At 26.4% G+C, this 18924-nt stretch carries 18 protein-coding genes; 5 read left to right on the top strand and 13 right to left on the bottom strand.

Annotated elements, in window-relative coordinates; translation table 11 throughout:
* Positions 1-98 precede the first annotated feature (98 nt).
* Entirely contained in the window at positions 99-1346 is a 1248-nt protein-coding gene (locus tag BP997_RS06615; RefSeq protein WP_413825124.1) for a TIGR00300 family protein, read from the top strand.
* A gap of 58 nt (positions 1347-1404) precedes the next feature.
* Positions 1405-3123: an adenine deaminase gene (ade, locus tag BP997_RS06620; RefSeq protein ID WP_413825121.1), complete on the top strand. Its 1719-nt coding sequence runs from the start codon at positions 1405-1407 to the stop codon at positions 3121-3123.
* Between the two features lie 8 nt (positions 3124-3131).
* On the opposite strand, the gene BP997_RS06625 is transcribed toward ade, so the two are convergent.
* Positions 3132-3764 (bottom strand): DUF447 domain-containing protein, encoded by a 633-nt coding sequence (locus tag BP997_RS06625; RefSeq protein WP_413825118.1) that lies wholly within the window; start codon positions 3762-3764, stop codon positions 3132-3134.
* Between the two features lie 200 nt (positions 3765-3964).
* Between BP997_RS06625 and BP997_RS06630 the strand changes: the two genes are divergently transcribed.
* Positions 3965-4972: an SIS domain-containing protein gene (locus BP997_RS06630; RefSeq protein ID WP_413825115.1), complete on the top strand. Its 1008-nt coding sequence runs from the start codon at positions 3965-3967 to the stop codon at positions 4970-4972.
* Positions 4973-5096: 124 nt separating this feature from the next.
* Here BP997_RS06630 and BP997_RS06635 read toward each other — a convergent pair whose 3' ends face one another.
* From BP997_RS06635 to BP997_RS06650, 4 genes are all read right to left on the bottom strand, one after another.
* Positions 5097-5666, bottom strand: coding sequence for an Hsp20/alpha crystallin family protein (locus BP997_RS06635; protein WP_413825113.1), 570 nt, complete (start codon positions 5664-5666; stop codon positions 5097-5099).
* A gap of 146 nt (positions 5667-5812) precedes the next feature.
* Positions 5813-6835: an NOG1 family protein gene (locus BP997_RS06640; protein ID WP_413825110.1), complete on the bottom strand. Its 1023-nt coding sequence runs from the start codon at positions 6833-6835 to the stop codon at positions 5813-5815.
* 165 nt (positions 6836-7000) lie between these two features.
* Positions 7001-7567, bottom strand: a complete 567-nt coding sequence (locus tag BP997_RS06645) for a TIGR00296 family protein (RefSeq protein ID WP_413825108.1) — start codon at positions 7565-7567, stop codon at positions 7001-7003.
* 25 nt (positions 7568-7592) lie between these two features.
* Positions 7593-8963: a TldD/PmbA family protein gene (locus BP997_RS06650; RefSeq protein ID WP_413825105.1), complete on the bottom strand. Its 1371-nt coding sequence runs from the start codon at positions 8961-8963 to the stop codon at positions 7593-7595.
* Between the two features lie 337 nt (positions 8964-9300).
* Here BP997_RS06650 and BP997_RS06655 point away from each other — a divergent pair, with 337 nt between their 5' ends.
* Positions 9301-10515, top strand: coding sequence for a GMC family oxidoreductase N-terminal domain-containing protein (locus tag BP997_RS06655; RefSeq protein ID WP_413825102.1), 1215 nt, complete (start codon positions 9301-9303; stop codon positions 10513-10515).
* Positions 10516-10537: 22 nt separating this feature from the next.
* Here the strand turns inward: BP997_RS06655 and pyrI are convergent, their stop codons facing one another.
* From pyrI to hisA, 7 genes are all read right to left on the bottom strand, one after another.
* Positions 10538-10999, bottom strand: a complete 462-nt coding sequence (gene pyrI, locus BP997_RS06660) for an aspartate carbamoyltransferase regulatory subunit (protein ID WP_413825099.1) — start codon at positions 10997-10999, stop codon at positions 10538-10540.
* Positions 11000-11113: 114 nt separating this feature from the next.
* Positions 11114-12343, bottom strand: a complete 1230-nt coding sequence (locus BP997_RS06665) for a preprotein translocase subunit SecD (protein ID WP_413825096.1) — start codon at positions 12341-12343, stop codon at positions 11114-11116.
* Positions 12340-13182 carry a protein translocase subunit SecF gene (locus BP997_RS06670; RefSeq protein WP_413825094.1) on the bottom strand — a complete coding sequence of 281 codons (843 nt, stop codon included), beginning with the start codon at positions 13180-13182 and terminating at the stop codon, positions 12340-12342. The genes BP997_RS06665 and BP997_RS06670 overlap by 4 nt, the downstream gene beginning before the upstream one ends.
* Positions 13183-13511: 329 nt before the next feature.
* The gene (locus BP997_RS06675) at positions 13512-14003 is read right to left on the bottom strand and encodes a flavodoxin family protein (protein WP_413825296.1); all 492 of its coding nucleotides are present in this window, start codon (positions 14001-14003) and stop codon (positions 13512-13514) included.
* A gap of 51 nt (positions 14004-14054) precedes the next feature.
* Positions 14055-15074, bottom strand: a complete 1020-nt coding sequence (argC, locus tag BP997_RS06680; protein ID WP_413825091.1) for an N-acetyl-gamma-glutamyl-phosphate reductase — start codon at positions 15072-15074, stop codon at positions 14055-14057.
* 141 nt (positions 15075-15215) lie between these two features.
* Entirely contained in the window at positions 15216-15659 is a 444-nt protein-coding gene (locus tag BP997_RS06685) for an adenylyltransferase/cytidyltransferase family protein (protein WP_413825293.1), read from the bottom strand.
* A 10-nt stretch (positions 15660-15669) separates the two neighbouring features.
* A complete protein-coding gene (gene hisA / locus BP997_RS06690) occupies positions 15670-16416 on the bottom strand; it encodes a 1-(5-phosphoribosyl)-5-[(5-phosphoribosylamino)methylideneamino]imidazole-4-carboxamide isomerase (RefSeq protein ID WP_413825088.1) in 747 nt (248 codons plus the stop codon).
* Between the two features lie 133 nt (positions 16417-16549).
* On the opposite strand from hisA, the gene truA reads away from it, so the two are divergent.
* On the top strand, positions 16550-17419 hold the full coding sequence (truA, locus tag BP997_RS06695) for a tRNA pseudouridine(38-40) synthase TruA (protein ID WP_413825086.1): 870 nt from the start codon (positions 16550-16552) through the stop codon (positions 17417-17419).
* Between the two features lie 55 nt (positions 17420-17474).
* Here the strand turns inward: truA and BP997_RS06700 are convergent, their stop codons facing one another.
* Positions 17475-18596: an acyltransferase gene (locus BP997_RS06700; protein ID WP_413825084.1), complete on the bottom strand. Its 1122-nt coding sequence runs from the start codon at positions 18594-18596 to the stop codon at positions 17475-17477.
* Between the last annotated feature and the right edge of the window lie 328 nt (positions 18597-18924).

Genomic DNA, 18924 nt, shown 5'->3' on the forward strand with positions numbered 1-18924 from the left:
GTATAATATTTAATTATAATTTATTTTTTTATAAAATAACATATAATAATTTTTATTTTAATAAATAATGTAATGATTTAATTTAAGGAGAGAAATCAATGTACGAACGACAAATTGAACTTTCAGGCCATATAATTGATTCTTTAGCTTTACCTAAAACTATGGATATTATAATGGATAAAGGTGGAGATTTTGATATTATCAAATTTGATGTTGGAAAAAGAAAATCAGATATAAGTAGAGCTAAAATGATGGTTTCAGCAGAATCTCCTGATGTTTTAGACGGTATATTAGATGAATTATCTGTTCTTGGTGTTTCAATAGCTGAGATTAAAGAAGCTAATTTAGTAGCTTCTCCTAAAGATAAAGTAGCTCCTGAGGGATTTTATTCAACTACTAATTATGTTACTCATGTTTTATATAAAGGTAATTGGTTGCTTGTTAATAACACTGAAATGGATTGTATGATTTTAATAGATGAAACAAAAGGAAAAGCTTATTGTAAACCTTTAAATGATTTAAAAAAAGGAGATAAAATTGTTGTAGGTAGAGATGGGATAAAAGTGGCTCCTCCTGAAAGAGTAAGAGGTAAACAAGGTGGATTTGAATTCATGAATAGTGATGTGTCTTCAGAAAAACCATTATTATCCATTGCTAAAGATATTGCATCTGAAATTAAAGAAGTTAAAAGTAAAGGTGGAAAAATTGCTCTTGTAGGTGGTCCAGCTATTGTTCATACAGGTTCTGCTAAGTTTATAGCTGCATTAATCCGAGAAGGAATAATTGACGTGGTTTTTGCAGGAAATGCATTAGCTACTCATGATATTGAATCTGATCAATTTGGAACTTCTTTAGGGATTAATGTTGAAACAGGTGAAATTGTGTCTCATGGACATACTCATCATATGAGAGCTATTAATAGGATAAATAAATCTGGATCAATTGAAGCAGCAGTTAAAGATGGTACTTTGAAAAGTGGAATCATGTATGAATGTGTTAAAAATAATGTTCCTTATGTTTTAGCAGGTTCTATACGTGATGATGGACCTTTACCTGATGTTATAACTGATACAGCAGAATCTCAAGCTAAAATGAGATATTATTGTCAAAAAATTGATATGTGTTTAATGGTCTCTACAATGTTACATTCTATAGCTACAGGTAATATGTTATCTGCTAGAGTAAAAAGTATCTGTATAGATATTAATCCTTCAACAGTTACAAAACTTGCTGATCGTGGAAGTGCTCAAGTCATGCGTGTTGTAACTGATATTGGAGCATTTTTACCAGTTCTTTATGAATGTTTACATGAAGACAGTTTTATTTCTGAAAATTTACCAAAATAAATTAATTTAATTCATTTTTTTTATCTTTCCATTTTTATTTAAAGAGGTTATTTGTTTTATGGTTTCTAAGATTAAAGTTAATATTTTAGATTTTAATTTAGATGATATTTATCCTGCTGAAATTCTTATTAAAGATGGTCTTATTTTTAATATTTCTAAATTAGATTCCAATGAACCTTTAGATTATGAAGGAATTCTTCTTCCAGGATTTATAGATAGTCATATTCATATTGAATCTACAATGTTATCTCCAGCTAATTTTGCAAGTGCTGTTTTACCTTTCGGAACTACTTCTGTAGTAGCTGATCCTCATGAAATAGCTAATGTTTTGGGTGTTAAAGGTATTGACTTCATGATTTCAAATGGAGAAAATGTTCCTTTTGATTTTTATTTTTCAGCACCTTCTTGTGTTCCTGCTACTAATTTTGAAACTAATGGTGCTAATATTGATGTTGAAACGATTAAAAATTTATTTGAACTTCCTAATGTTATTTGTCTTGGTGAAATGATGAATTTTCCAGGAGTAATTAATGATGATTTAAATGTTAACTTGAAATTAGATTTAGCTAACAAATTAGGTGTTCCTATTGATGGTCATGCCCCTTTATTAAATGGTGAAGATTTGATAAAATATGTGTCTAAAGGTATAAGTACTGATCATGAATGTAGTAGTTTTGATGAAACTATAGAAAAAAAACATTTAGGCATGAAAATCATGGTTCGTGAAGGTTCTTCTGCCAAAAATATGGATGCTCTTTTTAATATTAATAATCGTATAAAGTATTGGACAAATGAATCCAAGTTTGGAAACATTTCTGTAGATGATTATGAAAAATTATTAAAACATCCAATATTTGATTTTTTAGTAAGTGATGATAAAAATCCTATAGACTTAAAAAATGGCCATTTAAACCAACTAATAAAAAAAGCAATTAACTATGATATAGAACCGATTGAAGCAATAAAAATGGTAACATTAAATCCTGCAAATCATTATCATTTAAATTCCGGTGAAATATCTGTTGGTAAAAAAGCAAATTTTACTTTAGTAAATAATTTAAAAGACTTAAACATTAAATTAACTATAGTAAACGGTGAAATAGTTGCTAAAGATGGGAAATCACTTTTCAAAGTAAAAAAACCAAAAGTATCAAATACTTTTAATGTAAATCTTAAAAAACCTGAAGATTTTGATATAAAAACAAAAAAAGATAATAATGTAAATGTAAAAATAATTGAAGCTTTTAATGGGGAATTAATTACAAACTCAATTATTGATACCTTAAAAATTGAAAACAATATAATACAATCTGACACTAAAAAAGACATATTAAAAATAAGTGTAGTAGAACGTTACGGTCATAATATTGTGTCAAACGGTTTTATAAAAGGATTTGGTATTAAAAAAGGAGCAGTTGCAACATCAATATCTCATGATTCCCATAATATAATAACTATTGGTACTAATTCAATAGACATGGCAAAAGCTGTAAATGAATTAATCCAAAATCAAGGAGGATTAACAGTTTCTTATAATAATACTAAAAAAAGTTTAAAATTGCCAATTGCAGGATTAATGAGTGATGAAAGTATAGAAATAGTATCTACAAATTTTGAAAATATGAAAAATTTAGTTCGAAAATTAGGTTCAAAATTAGATGACCCTTTCATGACATTATCTTTCATGGCATTACTTGTTATCCCTGATTTAAAATTATCAGATAAAGGTTTATTCAGCCTAAATGAATTCGGATTCGTAAATGTAATACAAAATTAAACTTAAGTTTATATTTCATATCCTTTATTTTTTAAACTTTTTTTAATCATTTTCATAGCTTCTTTATCCTGTTTACTACCAACTTTATTTATAACTCTACTATTCTCATTAAAACGTCCTAAAAAATAGTCTAATTTTTCATCTTTTACTTTATCAACTCTACTATAATTTACAAGTGATTCAATAATACAATGAATACCACGATTAATTGCAACAACATCACTTTTGTTTTTAGTAATATCACTCACATTAGAACAAATATATGTTGATTCAACCGGTTTTATAGGATCATCTTTTTTAATAAAATTTTTTGTATTATCAACACTAGCTTTAAAATACGCATCAACATCTTTCAATATTAATGAATCCTTATTAACATAATATTCAGATGGAATATTGTCTATAATAGCTAAAGTAAAATAAATAGGATTTGATGTAATATTAACCATAAACTCTTTATTTTTTAGAATATTATTTAAAGTTGTACTTCCTTGAAAGATATGATTAACAATTTGGTTTGTTCCTTTAACTATTGTCCCAAAAGGTGCAGCATTTTGACTACCATCATTATTTTTACTAGTTAAGATTACTTCGTATTGTTGCCCATGATTCATTCCAATATCTTTAAGAGTCATTACCATATTTTTTCAAACCTATAAAATTTTCATAAAATATAATTAATATTTTGATTAATAATACTTTTATAATTTTTTAAAACTTATATAATTTAATTACTTTTTTATATTAGTTACTACAAAAATAGATTATAATATTATTAAAATATATTTAAAAATACCACCATTACAAATTTTTAAAAATTAATTATACTGAAGGAATATTTATGGTTTATAAAATGCGTACAGAACTGTTAGAACAACCCAACGCTTTAAGAAAAACTTTTAAAGAAGAATCTTCTAACATGAAAAGAATTTCAAAAGAGTTAGAAGATGTGGATAAAATATATTTAGTTGGTTGTGGAAGTTCATTATCTACACTTTATTCAGTTCGTGATGCTTTAGGTATGGTTTCAGATTTCCCTGTAGTTGTTGCTACAGGTTATGAATTTACTTATAGTAAAAATTTAGGCGATCAAAATGCCGCTGCAATTTTCGCATCACAGTCAGGAGAAACTGCTGATACTTTAGCTGGTTTGAAAAAAGCTAATGAATTAGGTTTCAATACTATTTCAATTTCAAATGAACAAAATAGTTCTATGTTAAAAGAAGCTAAAAATCCTATTTTAACTAGAGGAGATAAAGAAGAAGCTATATTAGGGACTAAAACATATGTTACACAATTAGCTTGTCTTTATTACCTTTTATTTGCATCATCTAATTATGAGAAAAAAAATGAAATATTAAATGATTTAAATAGATTACCTGATCTAATTGAAGAACTATTAAAAACAACTGAAGAAGAAAATAAAATATTAGCTGAAAAATATAAAGATGAAGATATCTTTTACTGCTTAGGTGGCGGACCTAATTTTGGTTTAGCTTATAAATTAGCTATGACTATGCTTATGGAAGGAGCTATTAAACATGCTTGTCCTTTATATGCTGCGGAATTTCGTCATGGTTTAATTGAAAGAGCAGAAAAAGATGTTCCTATGATATTTTTGGAAGCTAATTATCCAGTAGATGCTTTAACTGAAAAGGCAATAAATTTTTCAAATAAATTGGAATGTAAAACTATCACATATAAATTAAAGGATTATGCAAATATTAATGATTTACTTGCACCTCTTATTTTAGTAGTTCCTTTAGAATGGTTTGTATATTACCTTGCTCACTTTAATGGTGAAAATCCTGGAAGTACTAGACATATAGGTAAAGTTCGTTATGAATAAAAAGTTTTAAACTTTTTATTTTTAAAATCTTTTTTTAAATAAAAATTAATAGTTTACAATTAAAAAAATAAGAACTATTTTTTAATTAAAAAAATAGTTAAAAAAAATTTAATTTTATATTTGTTTATTCTAAATCAACAGTATATTTTTCTTCTTGAACTTTAGGAATTTCTAAGAAGATTGTACCTGCATTTGTTTTTGCAGAAATTTCTTTTATTTTTATTTTTGCAGGTAATCTAACTGATCTTTTAGCTTCACCAGTTTTTCTACCTTTAATTAAAAATTCAGGTTGAACATCAGATGGTTTTTCAATGTCTTCAAGTGTTGATGGGAAATTTGCTTTAATTGTAATTTCATTTTCAGATGCTTCTATTTCAATTTGGTCTTTTTCAACACCAGGTAAATCTACTTTTAAGTAATAACAATCACTTACATCTATTAAATCTAAATCAAGTTTGGAAGGGGTTGTTTCTTTATAATCTTGGATTTTTCCATCCATAGTTTTTTGAACTCCTCTAATACTTACCATTAAATCTTCCATGGATTTTCCAAGGTCTGTAGATACTCTATCAACAACATTTTTACCTTTTTCAGCTCTTTTTTCTGCTCTTTCTTTTCCAGTATTAATATCTTCTTTTACTTTTTCTCTGTGAAGATGTGGTTTTTCTTCGTTTTGTTGTTTGTTTTCAACCATTAAATTCAACTCCTTTAAAATTTTATTATAATTTTATTTTATATTTTTATCTATTAAATTTTTTTGCATTATATTAAGTAACTTTAAGTTACTTTATTATATTTAAAACTTTTGTTTTATTAATTTTCATAATTTAATAAATTTATTTAGTAATCATCATTGTTTCGATTAATTTTTTTGACAGAATCAAAAACTTTTAATATTTTATCAATACCTTCTCCTTCGGATGCAGATATTAATAATGGATTTTCATTCATTTTTATAAATTTATCAATATAATCAAATCTATCAGAACCAGTTTCATATTCAGCAATATCAATTTTATTAAATAAAACAATTATTGGGGCACTGAAAACTTTTTGAATTTCTGTTAATAAATTATTTTGATGTTCTAAAGTATAACCACAGGTTTCAGATGCATCAAAGATGAATAAAATAGCATCAGCTAAATCTTCAAGAGCAACCATAGCATTCATTTCAATATCATTCATATCACTAATAGGACGATCTAATAATCCAGGAGTGTCAATAATTTGGATATGTTTCCAATTTCTTTCAATATGTCCAATTTGAATTCCTTTTGTAGTAAATGGGTAATCAGCAATTTCAGGTTCTGCATCTGTTAATTGGCGAAGTAAAGTTGATTTTCCTACATTTGGGAAACCTGCAATTACAATAGTTGTAGCATCAAAATCGATAGTTGGCATATTACGTAATTGGCTTTTAGCAAAATCTAAGAAATCTAAATCTTTACTAATTTTTTTAGCTACACTAGCAACACGACCATAAGCTTGACTTCTAAGTTGTGAAGCCTTCTCTGGAGGGTATCTTCTAATTTTTTTAGCATAATCCTTTTCTAATTGAGTTATAATGCCATATGCCCAATTTAAAGCACCTAATGATTTTTTCAAATCATCAATACCTACAGTTATATCAATATAATCTTGGTAAAATATAGGTAACTCTTCAACAGTTGGTGTTCGATCATTTATCATTTTTAATCGATCTTTAATTACTTGGCATGCAGTTACTACTCTAACTTCTTCAATTCGTTTAGGTTTTAATCTTCTAGGCATTTTTGATGATCTAACTTCATCAGCAGCCTTTTTCCCTCTTCTAAATCCTTTATCTAAAAGTTCATCTGGAGTAGGGATTGTTGGTATCATCATAATTATCACTAATAATCTTTTCTGTAAATATTTATTAAATTTTGTAAAAATTTTTTATTTCATAATTTAAAATAATAAAAAATAGTGCTTAATATTTAATTATGTTTTAAATATATATAAAATTAATATAAAAAAATAGAATTTTAAAAAAATTTTAAAAATTTTTTATTCTTTAAAAATTTCTCCTTGAAATTTAAATATTTTAATATTAACGTCTTTTTTCCAAGTATCTGGATACAAACCTGCTTTAAGGCAAGTATGTGATAAAAATTCTTCTTTCCCCATATTAAATTCTGTTGCTACTTGTGGTAAAAGTAATCCACTATTAAAACCTTTTTTAATAATTAACCCATCTTCACCTAAATTAATTTTTTCAGGATATTCTGAACTTTTTAAAACATTTATTAGTTCAGGTTTTGTTAAAACTGTAATTTCTAAATCAATCTTTTCTAATTCTTCTTTTTTAAGCACAGGAAATCTAGGGTCTGCTGTTGCTGCAGATATAGCTACATCAATAAGTGCTGAAATTAATGGCTTAATTGGTTCAGGATAACCGATACATCCTCTTAGCTCTGAATTTTCATTTATTGTACAAAAAACTCCTAAATCTTCTTTTAAATGTTCGGGACAATCTTGAGGCATATCCATTTTTACATTATTATTTATCTTATCTTCAATAGCTTTTCGAGCAATTTTTAATAAATATTTTCCATCATTTTCACTTATTGTCATTTTTATCAAGCCCCTTATAATTTTTTTAATTACTGCCTCCAACCATAGCATTCAATATTCTAGTGTTAGGACCACCATCTCCAACAGGAGCAATTTGACCATTCTTTCCACAGAATCCAACACTAAATTTAAAATCATTACCTATTGCATCAACATTTTTTAAGGTTTCTAAAATATTTCCTGATAATGATACATCTCTTAATTCTTGACCAATTTCCCCATTTTCTATTTTATATGATTCTACAGCATTGAACTGGAATATTCCTTTTCCTGTATCTACTTGACCTCCTCTAGAACCTTTTAAATAAATTCCTTCAGGTATATCTTCAATCAATTCTTCAAATGAATGATCTCCAGGTTCCAAATAAGTATTACTCATTCTTACAATAGGTTGATCATTAATTGAACTTCTTGCATTACCACTAGATTTCATTCCTAATTTTGAAGCAGATTCTCTTGAAGAAAGTAATGAAACTAATTCTCCATCTTTAACTAGTTGATTTTTATGAGTTTTCACACCTTCTACATCATATTCATAATATCCAAAACCATCCTTATTTGATGGATCATCATAAATATTGATTATATCAGATCCAATTTTATCCCCTAATTTTCCTTTTAAAACAGAATCATCTTGTAAAATTAAATCTGCTTCACTTGCATGACCTAAAGCTTCATGGATAAATACACCAGTTAACTCATTATCCGTAATTATTGGAAATTTTCCAGAAGGCGCAGTACTTGCATTTAAAAGATTTGTAGCTTTTTCCCCTATTTTTCTTCCAAAACTTTCAATATCAGCATTTTTTAGTATTTCATAACCTTTTGCTCCTCCTAAACTTCCATGTCCAAATTGTATTAAATCTCCAGATGATGCTACTGTGTTTAACCATAATCCAATTCTAGTTTCATCTTGTATAATTTCAGTACCTTCACTTGTTACAATTGCAGTTTCAGATTCACTATCTTGATAATTTACGGTAGTACTTATGACTTTACCTACTGATGCGCTTTTATTTGCATCTGCCATTAATTCTTTTTTTTCTTCAATATCTACATCGTTTACTGATATTTTTCTAGGAGTTTTAACTTTATCTTTAACAATATCTGCTTCAGATAATTCAACATCTCCTTTTAAAGATTTTGAAATTTTTATAGCTGTTTGTGTAATGTCATCTAATTTGTTTAAATCATTTGTATAAGCAAATCCCCAAGCTCCATTATTTAGTACTCTTATTCTTGCACCATTAGATATTCCAGTATTAATTTCTTGAATTTTATTATCTTTCATTATAATATTAGTATTATTCCCAGTTCCTGCACGAATATCTGCATAATCTACTTTATCTTGAATTTTAGCTATTATTTTTTCAAAAATGTCTATTTTTGTTTCCATTTTCTACCCACTTTTTAATTTTTATTATTATTTATAACTTTAATTTTTGTTTTTTCTTTTATTTCTTATTTTTTCTTAAGTTTTTTATTAATTTAATTTTTTCATTTACAAATAGTATTCTCTTAAGATTATATATATTATTAATTTAATTTTATATGTAAATAAAATTTTATATATTATAAAAAAAGATTTTAATTTTTCTAATTATTTGTTTTGTTAATTTTGAGTTTGTTTTTTTTAGAAATGTTTATAAACATAATTAATAACAATAGTTATATAGAGATTTTTTTAAACATATAAAAAAATATTATTAAATATAAAAACTTGGAGTGAAAAAATGGTTATAATAATTGGATCTGGGGCTGGAGGAGCTATAATTGCAATGGAATTAGCAAAATCCAATATACCAGTCACAATAATAGAAAAAGGACCATACATAAAAACTAAAGATGCAATCAATTACTATGATAAATCATATGAAAATATGGATTTATTAAAAACAACATGTGTTGGAGGATCCACAATAGTCTCAGCAGGAAATGGAGTAAGAATCTTAGAAAAAGAATTCAAAAATATTGGAATTGATTTATCAAATGAATATAATCAAGTTGAAAAACTTCTTAACATCCATGAAATGGATGATGACCATATAGGCAAAGGAACTCAAAAATTCATCGATATCTCAAAACAATATGGTTTTAAAACACAAAAAATGCCTAAATTTATAAGAGATTCAGAATGTAAAATTTGTGGAAAATGTTCATTTGGGTGTCCGCAAGATGCTAAATGGAGTTCAAAAGATTTTATTGATATAGCTATTAAAAATAATGCAGAATTATTAACAAATACCGAAGCCACAAAAATAATAATAGAAAATGGACAATTAAAAGGAGTAGAAATTAAAAAAGATAATAAAACAAGAATCATAAAATCTAAAGAAATAATACTCGCAGCTGGAGCTATAAATTCTGCAATAATACTTCAAAATTCAGGAATAAACGCAGGAAGAAAATTATTCATAGATCCATTTGTAACTGTAGGAGGATTATTAAAAGATATTCATTATAATACAGAAGTTCAAATGAATGCTTTAGCCATAGGAAATGATTATATTTTATCCCCACACTTTTCTACATATGCTGCATCATTCCTTAAAGAAAATGGTTATGATATTGAGAATAAAGATATATTAAGTATAATGGTTAAAATTCCAGATGATGGACTTGGAAAAATAGAAAATGGGAAAGTAATCAAATATAATTCTATAAATGATATAAAGCGTTTAGCTGAAGGTTCAGCTGCTGCGGGTGCAATATTAACTACAGCAGGAGTAGATCCAACAACAATTACTTCAACCGTTTTTAGAGGAGCACATCCTGGAGGTACTGCTGCAATTGGTGAGGTTGTTGATAAAAATCTTCAAACCAATATAACTGGTTTATATGTAGCGGATGCAAGTGTTATACCTTGGTCCCCTGGAAAACCCCCTATATTACTCATATTAGCTTTAGCATTAAGATTAGCAAATCATTTAATTGAAGAATATTCATAATAAAATTTTTTCTTTATTTTTTTTAAAATAGTTTATTTATCTCTTCTTCATTTATTATTCTTTCACAATAATGGCATCTAAGAAGTAAAGGGTCTTTTTTTATAACATAAAACTTACTTTTTATTGGTTCTGGAGTGTTACTAATACATTTAGGATTAATACATTTAATGATAGATTCTAATTCATTTCTAAGAGTAACTTGAGCTTTAGAAATAATTTCATAATCTCTTATAATATTTATAGTTGCATTAGGTGAAATTAACGCAATTTGATCTAATTCATCATTATCTAATTCTCTATTTTCTATCTTAACAATATCTTTTTTACCTCCATCACCAGAAGAAACATTTATTGCTAAAGAAACATTAGATTCTCCATCAGGAAGTCCTAAAATTCTCATTACATATAATGATTTATTTGCTGTAATGTGATCAATTACAGTACCATCTTTAATAGGTTTAACTTTAAGCTCAGGTTTTATCATAATAACATCTATATAAAATAATTTATTTAAAATTTATGAAAAAAAGTATTAATCTAATAAGATTAGTTTTAAAAAAATATTTAAAAAAAAAGAAGTTAAGGATAATAAATATCCTTAAGCTACGAAAGATTCTATAAATTTAGCATATGCAGGTCTTGTAATGAATACTCCAATAAGTACACCTAATATTGTGGTAAATGCAAAACCAGCAATAGTACCTATACCACTACTACCTCTAGCAAATCCAATATATGTTAAAGGTAACATAGCTGCAATTAAAGTACCTGCAGAAGCAAATATAATGAATAATGCATTTTTAACATTCATTCTTGCTCGAACATGTTTATGTTTTGATTTATCAGATTGATGTGTAAGTACTTCATCCGTGATAATAATTTGATCGTCAATACCCGTACCAACACTTGCAATTAAACCCGCTATTGCAGCCAAATCAATATTCCAACTAATTAATGATGCAACACCTAAAACAATCAGCACTTCTGATAAACTTGTTATCATTATAGGAACAACTAATATTGGTTTTCTATACCGAATATACACAATTCCACTAATTACTAATATTGCTAATAACCCTGCAATACATGTACCTTCTAAAAATTCCTGACCTAATTCAGCGGAAATCGTATTTGAACCAACAACATGAACTTTGACTGGTAATGATCCTGTTTTAAGTACAGTATAAACCGTATTTGCTTTAGATTGGGTTTCTTGAACAGTATCTTCACTACCCGTAACCTCTAAATCGGTAACAGGTTCACCAGTAGCTAATTCTGCAGATAAACTTGGAGGATCATTATCTATAGGTTTACCATCTAAGTACATTACTACCTTTTGCCCAGATTTACCTTTAGCCACATCAGCAAAATGTTTAGCTCCATCTGTTGTCAAAGTAAATGGCACAATCCAAGAAGTTTCTCCTTGTACTTTATAACTATCAACACTCGCAACATCATTTCCAGTTAAAGCTGTTTGATTATCAATTTTAGCAGTAAATACTCCAGGATTACCAATCAAACGCTCAACTTCAGAAGGAGACTTACCAGCCATTTCAATAATTACTCTTTGATCTCCACTTTCACGAACTTTTACATCTGAAACTCCATATAAATTAAGACGTTTATCAAGAACAGTTGTGACAGTTTTCATAGTACTACTATTAACTGGTTCATCTAATTGTAACTGGATGGAAGATCCACCTTTTAAATCTAAACCTTCATCAATTCCTAAAGCCGCTACACTAATTATACTAATTAAAATAAATGCAATTAACAGAATTACTTGTTTATCTCTCAAAAACTCTTTAATTTTCTTCTTGTTTTTCATTCTGATCTCTCCAGATAAACTCTTAAAATTGTTAAATTCATACACCAAGTTGTAAGTATATCAGCACATAGGCCTAAAATAAGTACAGATGAAATACTAGTTAATGTAGAAGCTTCAGGTATTAAAAATGCTGTAACAATATATAATACAACCATAGCAGATATAGCTGATATTGACATTGTTAAACCAGTTTCCATAGCATCACTTGCTCTTTTAACTACAGTTCCGTCATGTCTTTTCAGTAATCGAGTAGTAAGTAAAATATCTGTGTCAACACTGTAACCAATAAGCATTAATAATGCACCAACAGATGCTATACTTAAAGGTATTTTGAATAAAGCCATTCCTCCAATAGCAATTACAATATCGCATAATGCTGCAAGAATAACCGCAACAGAAGGCACAGGCTCTCTAAATACAATAAATACAGTTATTGCCATAAATATAAATGCAAATAATAATGCCCAATAAACTTGACCCATTGCTTCTTGACTTAATACTGGCCCAATTGCATTAAAACTCGCAACTTTTCCATTATCTCCTAAAGCTGAAGTAAATGCCGTATCGTTAATACCATTACTTATATCAACAGTAACTTTCTTTGAATCGGCTCCATTACTATAAACACTAATATCAGAGGTATTTAAACTATCGGATAATTGAGATTGCAAAGCACTTGGACTAATATTACTAGTTAATTGAACTTCTGCAGTGGAACCTCCTTTTAATTCAATACCTTGATCAACACCTACAAAAGCAATAAGTGCTAATGCTATAATAGTTATAATTATTGGAACGAAAATTACTTTTTTGTAAGATTCCATAAATTTTTCAAACATTTCTATTCATAACCATATAATTTTTAAAACTAATTTTTTCTAATAAAAAAATAGTTAATATATTTTAATTTAAAATTAATAATTCAATAATTATAATAAAATAAAGTGTTTAATCTTATTAAAAATCAATTATTAATTTTAAATTGTTTTATAATGTAATAATCTAGCTGTAATTTAAAATAAATTAATTATAATGAAAATCTTTCATATATGTTTAAAGTTAGATTATAAATATATTATATGAATAAAGATTTAAAGTTTTGTATAAAACTTAAAAAATAATAAAAATAGATAATTTTTAAAATATAAAAAATTAGTATATATAAATTTTAACTGTAAATACTTAAATCCAATAATCTTGCAATATTAAAACTATCATCTGCAATTTGATTTAAATTTTTATCTTTAGTTTTAAGAGTAAAAGTTTCTATTACACGCCCACCTCTAACTTCTACCTTTTCACTCATTCTTTTAATAGCATTTTTGCCGCCAGAATTGGACATAGTAGCGAATAAAACAACATCTTTTCCTTTCAAATCTAATTTATCTATTAAAGTAATTATTGCAGGAACTGGATTACTAGCCCATGTAGGAGTTCCAATATAAATCAAATCATAATCAGAAATATTAATATTAGAAGGAGTAATTTCAGTTTTACTTTCCCTAAAAGCATCTATACTAGAACTAAATTTACTAAAAAATCCACTTCGTTTCTTAATATCTTTAACTCTAATAATATCACTAGATAATTCATGTGCTAAAGTTTCAGCAACTATTTTAGTATTTTCACTTTTTGAATAATATATAATTAAAGTTTTCATGCTTTCATGTTCCATTTTTTTTCTAAATTTTCAATAATAAACATCAAATATTTAAGGGTGCATACCATAAGTTTCTAAACCTTCAGTTTCATCAAATCCACATAAAAGATTCATATTATGGATAGCTTGACCAGAAGCCCCTTTAACTAAATTATCAATAGCAGATACAATTACTAATCTGCCAGTTTCATCAATCTCAAAACATCCTATATGAATATAATTAGATCCACGAACAGAACTTAAACGTGGCATTTCTCCTTCGTCCATAATTTTCACGAAAGGTTCATCTTTATACTGGTTAATATAAATATCACGTATTTCTTCACTACTAATATCATTATATTCATCTTTTAAAAAACTATGATTTGTAGTTAAAATGCCTCGAATCACAGGAACTAAATGAGGAGTAAAAGATACTTTAACATCAGAAAATAATCCTAATTCTTGCTGAATTTCAGGCATATGTCTATGACTAGTTACTTTATAAGGGTTAATATTATCTCCAATATTCGGATAATGACTTGATTCTGTAGGTTTAATACCAGATCCACTAACTCCAGATTTACTATCAAAAATACATCTACTTAACATTTTTGCTTTTGATAAAGGAAAAGCAGATAATATGGATCCAGTTGTGAAACATCCTGGATTAGCAACAAGTTTAGCTTTTTTAATCTCTTTTCTATGAATTTCTGGAAGACCATATACAGCATTTATTTTACCAGTATGTTTAAAACCATACCATTTTTCATAAATATCATAATCATTAAATCTGTAATCTCCACTTAAATCAATGACTTTAGCACCAGTATCTAAAAGTTCTGGAACAATCTTCATTGAAGCTCCATGGGGGGTTGCTGTAAAAACAATATCAGCATTAATATCACTTAATTTTTTATTACTAAATTTTAAACCAGTATCCCTAAGATTAGGATGAACTTTATGTAGAGGGATGTTATCATATTTTCTAGAAGTAATATCTGTTATTTTCACTTCTGGATGGTTTAATAAAAATCTAATTAATTCTCCACCAGTATATCCACTTGCCCCTATAATAGCTACGTCTATCATTTTTTTTACACCAATAAAATAATAATTTATATTATGTTTTATTTTATATAAACTCTTTTTCTTTTGATTAAATTAATATATCGCAATGTTTTTGTATCATAATTTAAAATTTAATTAATTTTAATAGATTCTTTTTCAGAGTTAACAATCTTTTAAATTTTCTTTACCATAATTTGTTTCTTTAATCTTTTTTATAATTTTACAACTACTATCTAAATCTGCTTTATGGTAACTTTTTACTTTTTTAACTTCAATATTTAAATTCCTATCCTTCAAACTTTTTCGAAGTTTATCTAAATCAAAATCTTGATCTGCACCTATAGCTATTATGTCAGGTTTTATTTCTTCAACTATTTTAAACATATCTCCATCATGCCCAAGGTAAGCTTCATCTACGGGTTTTAAATATTTCACCATTTCTAATCGTTGTTTCTCATTTATAATAGGTATTCTTTTTCGTTTTTTAACTGTTGAATCTTTAGCTACTACAACTACTAATTCAGCATTCTCGCCACCTAACTCTTTAGCTTTTTCTAAATATAAACCATGACCTGGGTGGATTATGTCAAAAGTACCACTTGCCATTACTTTCATTTTAGAATTCACCTTTTAAACTTTGATATTTTAATGCATCATCTATTTTGATTTTATCTTTATACAATGCTGAACCTATTACAATACCCTTAACTCCAGTTTTAGATAATTTTTTAACATCTTCTATTGTAGTTATCCCTCCAGAGTAAACAATTGGAATATTTACAGATTTTACTAATTTTAATATAGGGTCTATGTTAAAACCATTAAGTAAACCTTCTACATCCACATTTGTGAATAATATACTTCCAGCACCATATTCTTCAAATTCTTTACTAATTTCTGTAGCGGTTTTATTAATCTTTTCTTGCCATCCTTTTATAACAACTTTAGAATTTTTACTATCTAAAGAAATCATTATCCTATCTGCACCATATTCTTCAGATAATTTGGTTATTGTTTCGGGGTGTTTGATTCCCATTGTGCCAATAATTAATCTTTCAATATCTAAATTAAGTAAATTTTCAGCATATTCAATACTTCTTATACCTCCACCTAATTGAATAGGAACATTTACTTCATTTAATATTTTTTTAATAGTTTCAATATTAGTTTCACCATTTAAAGTCCCATCTAAATCAATTACATGAACAGTATTAGCACCTTTATCTTCCCAATACTTTGCAACTTTCTCAGGATTATTAATCACTACTTGTTCGGTTCCAGGTTCGCCCTGAACTAATTGAACACATTTTCCACCTTTAATATCCACTGCAGGCATTATTAACATTTCATCTTTTTTAAACATATTAAAAACCATTTATTTAAGAAAATTTTAATAAAAAAATTTTAATTTTTAAATAATATATACTACTTTAATATTTAAAAGGTATGATATATATTTATAATTACAAAAAAATTTTGCAAAGGATTTAATAAAAATGAAGAGAACAGCATTAAAAATTGGTTATATTGGTACAAATTTTCATGGATTCCAAAGACAACCTAATCTTAGGACAATAGAGGAAGAACTTATTAATACTTTGCAAAGATTAGAATATTTTGATGATTTAAAAAAAGCAAGATTCCGTATTGCAGGTCGAACAGACAAGGGTGTTCACAGTTTAGGTAATGTGATTAGTTTTCAAAGTGAAAAAGAAGTACTTGTAAATCAAATCAATACAAATCTTCCAGATGATATTCAAATATTAGGAAAAGCTCCTGTACGTTTTGGTTTTAAACCTCGTTATGCTCAAATGAGACAATACCGGTATGTTTTATTTGATTCAGATTTAAATATGGATTTATTACATCAATGTGCAGATATTTTTAAAGGAACACATAATTTTATAAATTTTTCAAAAAGAGAACAAAAAACACCTATAAGAACTATAGAAGATATAAAGATTTCAACACCATTATTCAATGAAGAATTAAAATTTAAAAATAATAATTTAACTAATTTAAATAATTCTTGTTCCCCCATATTTATCGATATATTTGGAGAAAGTTTTCTGTGGAATATGGTACGTAAAATGATGAGAATCTTTGTTTTAGTAGGTAAAGAAAAATTATCATTAGAACAAGTTGAAAGATTATTAAATCCAAAAATCAATGAAGAAAAAGCATGTATTAAAGTTATGGATGCTGATCAATTAATCTTAATGAATATTCAATATGATAATATAAATTTTTCAAATGATGATTATGCTATTGAAAGATTTAAAAGAATATTAACAAAAAATCTACTAAATTATCAACGGAACTATTCTTTAACTGAAAGTATAATTAATTCATTAAATGATATTTAACAAATTCAAGCTTCTTTAAATATATTAAAATAATTAATAAATTATTATAGTTACATTAAATATAATCGTTAATATAAACTAATGGATTTTTTCTAACTACTCCCACTAAATTTTTTAAATAGGGAGTTTTACTAAAAATTAACATGATAAGATACGGAATTATGAAAGCTATAAAGAAACATATCCAAGACATGTAATAAAAATTACTTGGAGTAAAATATACTTTCATTATTATTCCAATTATAAATTCATACATAAGAAATATTCCTATAGTTATCTTAGATAAATGCATTAAAAATTTATAATATAATCTGTTTTTATTTTCCTTTTTATAGATACTTGTTGCATTTTTCAAGAATATGAATAAACCAGCGGATTGTAAAATCATATAAACACTATAACGATTGAATATAGTTATATCATTACCGGGACTAATTGCAGGTGATAAAATTGGTAATAATATGCTCATCAATATAAATAAAACTAATCCAAAATTTTTATTGTTAAATATCTTCCATCTAGTATTCATTAAATAGTAACCTAATATAACAAATCCAATAGGTCCCATAAAATAATTAATATATAATGCTAAATCTATATTGAATGTACTTTTTAATAAGCAAACTATTAACCAAATAACTAAAAAATATTCTGCCTCTCTAAGAGGAGTATTCTGAACCCAAGATTTAAGTATAGGTAAGAAAAGGTAAACCCCAAAAATTAACCACATATAACTATATTGAGTTGAAAACCAAGATTGTGCAAAGAATACACTTTTAAAAAGATCATAAAAACCGAGAACAGTAAAAGATTTTATACCGAAAAAATTCATTAGTTCAGGGTGGAATCCACATATTATTATAACAAGTACTGTAAGTAGTATTGAAAAAAATATTAAAGGAGTAGCCATACCCCAAAATCTATCTTCTAAAAATTCTCTTATTCTCCAATTTTCTTGCAAAAAACTTCCAACTAACATTAAAAAAAGTGGAACTCCAAAATTAAATGAAGAATTTCCAATATCTGCAAGTAACCAATTAATATTTGCAAAATTAGGTGTTGCTGTCATCACTGGAGGGTATATGCATACATGTGAAAAAATTAAAGATATTATAGCAATAGGGGGTAAAATTTTAAAAAAATTGTTTGATAATAGTGGTTCCTTTACTTTTTCCATGCTGTATCAACTCATTCTAAAATTAAAATTAGAGTATTATTTAAAAATTAATATTTTTAGTTAATTTATTAAAAATAGTTATTATATAATTTTTTTATCAAACTTATTTATAACTTTTTTGCTCTTTTTTACAATTTTTGTCAAAAAATTAGGATGATTTTAGTTTGAATCTTATTTTTATTTTTAACATAATTTATTAATATTTTAAATTCACTAAAAATGTTAAATTCATTATATTTAAATGATTTAAAATTAAAATTAATCAATAATTAATAAAAAATATTATAAAAAATTTATAAATTAATAATATTTTTTTTCATTGGAGATA

Source organism: Methanobrevibacter sp. UBA412, assembly GCA_002495685.1.
Taxonomy (GTDB): domain Archaea; phylum Methanobacteriota; class Methanobacteria; order Methanobacteriales; family Methanobacteriaceae; genus Methanobrevibacter_A; species Methanobrevibacter_A acididurans.

Coding starts and splice junctions, on each gene's coding strand:
- truA (WP_413825086.1), top strand. CDS start 16,550: ATGAAGAGAACAGCATTAAAAATTGGTTATATTGGTACAAATTTTCAT.
- BP997_RS06645 (WP_413825108.1), bottom strand. CDS start 7,567: ATGACAATAAGTGAAAATGATGGAAAATATTTATTAAAAATTGCTCGA.
- BP997_RS06685 (WP_413825293.1), bottom strand. CDS start 15,659: ATGGCAAGTGGTACTTTTGACATAATCCACCCAGGTCATGGTTTATAT.
- BP997_RS06625 (WP_413825118.1), bottom strand. CDS start 3,764: ATGGTAATGACTCTTAAAGATATTGGAATGAATCATGGGCAACAATAC.
- BP997_RS06675 (WP_413825296.1), bottom strand. CDS start 14,003: ATGAAAACTTTAATTATATATTATTCAAAAAGTGAAAATACTAAAATA.
- BP997_RS06655 (WP_413825102.1), top strand. CDS start 9,301: ATGGTTATAATAATTGGATCTGGGGCTGGAGGAGCTATAATTGCAATG.
- BP997_RS06670 (WP_413825094.1), bottom strand. CDS start 13,182: ATGTTTGAAAAATTTATGGAATCTTACAAAAAAGTAATTTTCGTTCCA.
- BP997_RS06630 (WP_413825115.1), top strand. CDS start 3,965: ATGGTTTATAAAATGCGTACAGAACTGTTAGAACAACCCAACGCTTTA.
- BP997_RS06615 (WP_413825124.1), top strand. CDS start 99: ATGTACGAACGACAAATTGAACTTTCAGGCCATATAATTGATTCTTTA.
- pyrI (WP_413825099.1), bottom strand. CDS start 10,999: ATGATAAAACCTGAGCTTAAAGTTAAACCTATTAAAGATGGTACTGTA.
- BP997_RS06640 (WP_413825110.1), bottom strand. CDS start 6,835: ATGATGATACCAACAATCCCTACTCCAGATGAACTTTTAGATAAAGGA.
- BP997_RS06650 (WP_413825105.1), bottom strand. CDS start 8,963: ATGGAAACAAAAATAGACATTTTTGAAAAAATAATAGCTAAAATTCAA.
- hisA (WP_413825088.1), bottom strand. CDS start 16,416: ATGTTTAAAAAAGATGAAATGTTAATAATGCCTGCAGTGGATATTAAA.
- argC (WP_413825091.1), bottom strand. CDS start 15,074: ATGATAGACGTAGCTATTATAGGGGCAAGTGGATATACTGGTGGAGAA.
- ade (WP_413825121.1), top strand. CDS start 1,405: ATGGTTTCTAAGATTAAAGTTAATATTTTAGATTTTAATTTAGATGAT.
- BP997_RS06635 (WP_413825113.1), bottom strand. CDS start 5,666: ATGGTTGAAAACAAACAACAAAACGAAGAAAAACCACATCTTCACAGA.
- BP997_RS06700 (WP_413825084.1), bottom strand. CDS start 18,596: ATGGAAAAAGTAAAGGAACCACTATTATCAAACAATTTTTTTAAAATT.
- BP997_RS06665 (WP_413825096.1), bottom strand. CDS start 12,343: ATGAAAAACAAGAAGAAAATTAAAGAGTTTTTGAGAGATAAACAAGTA.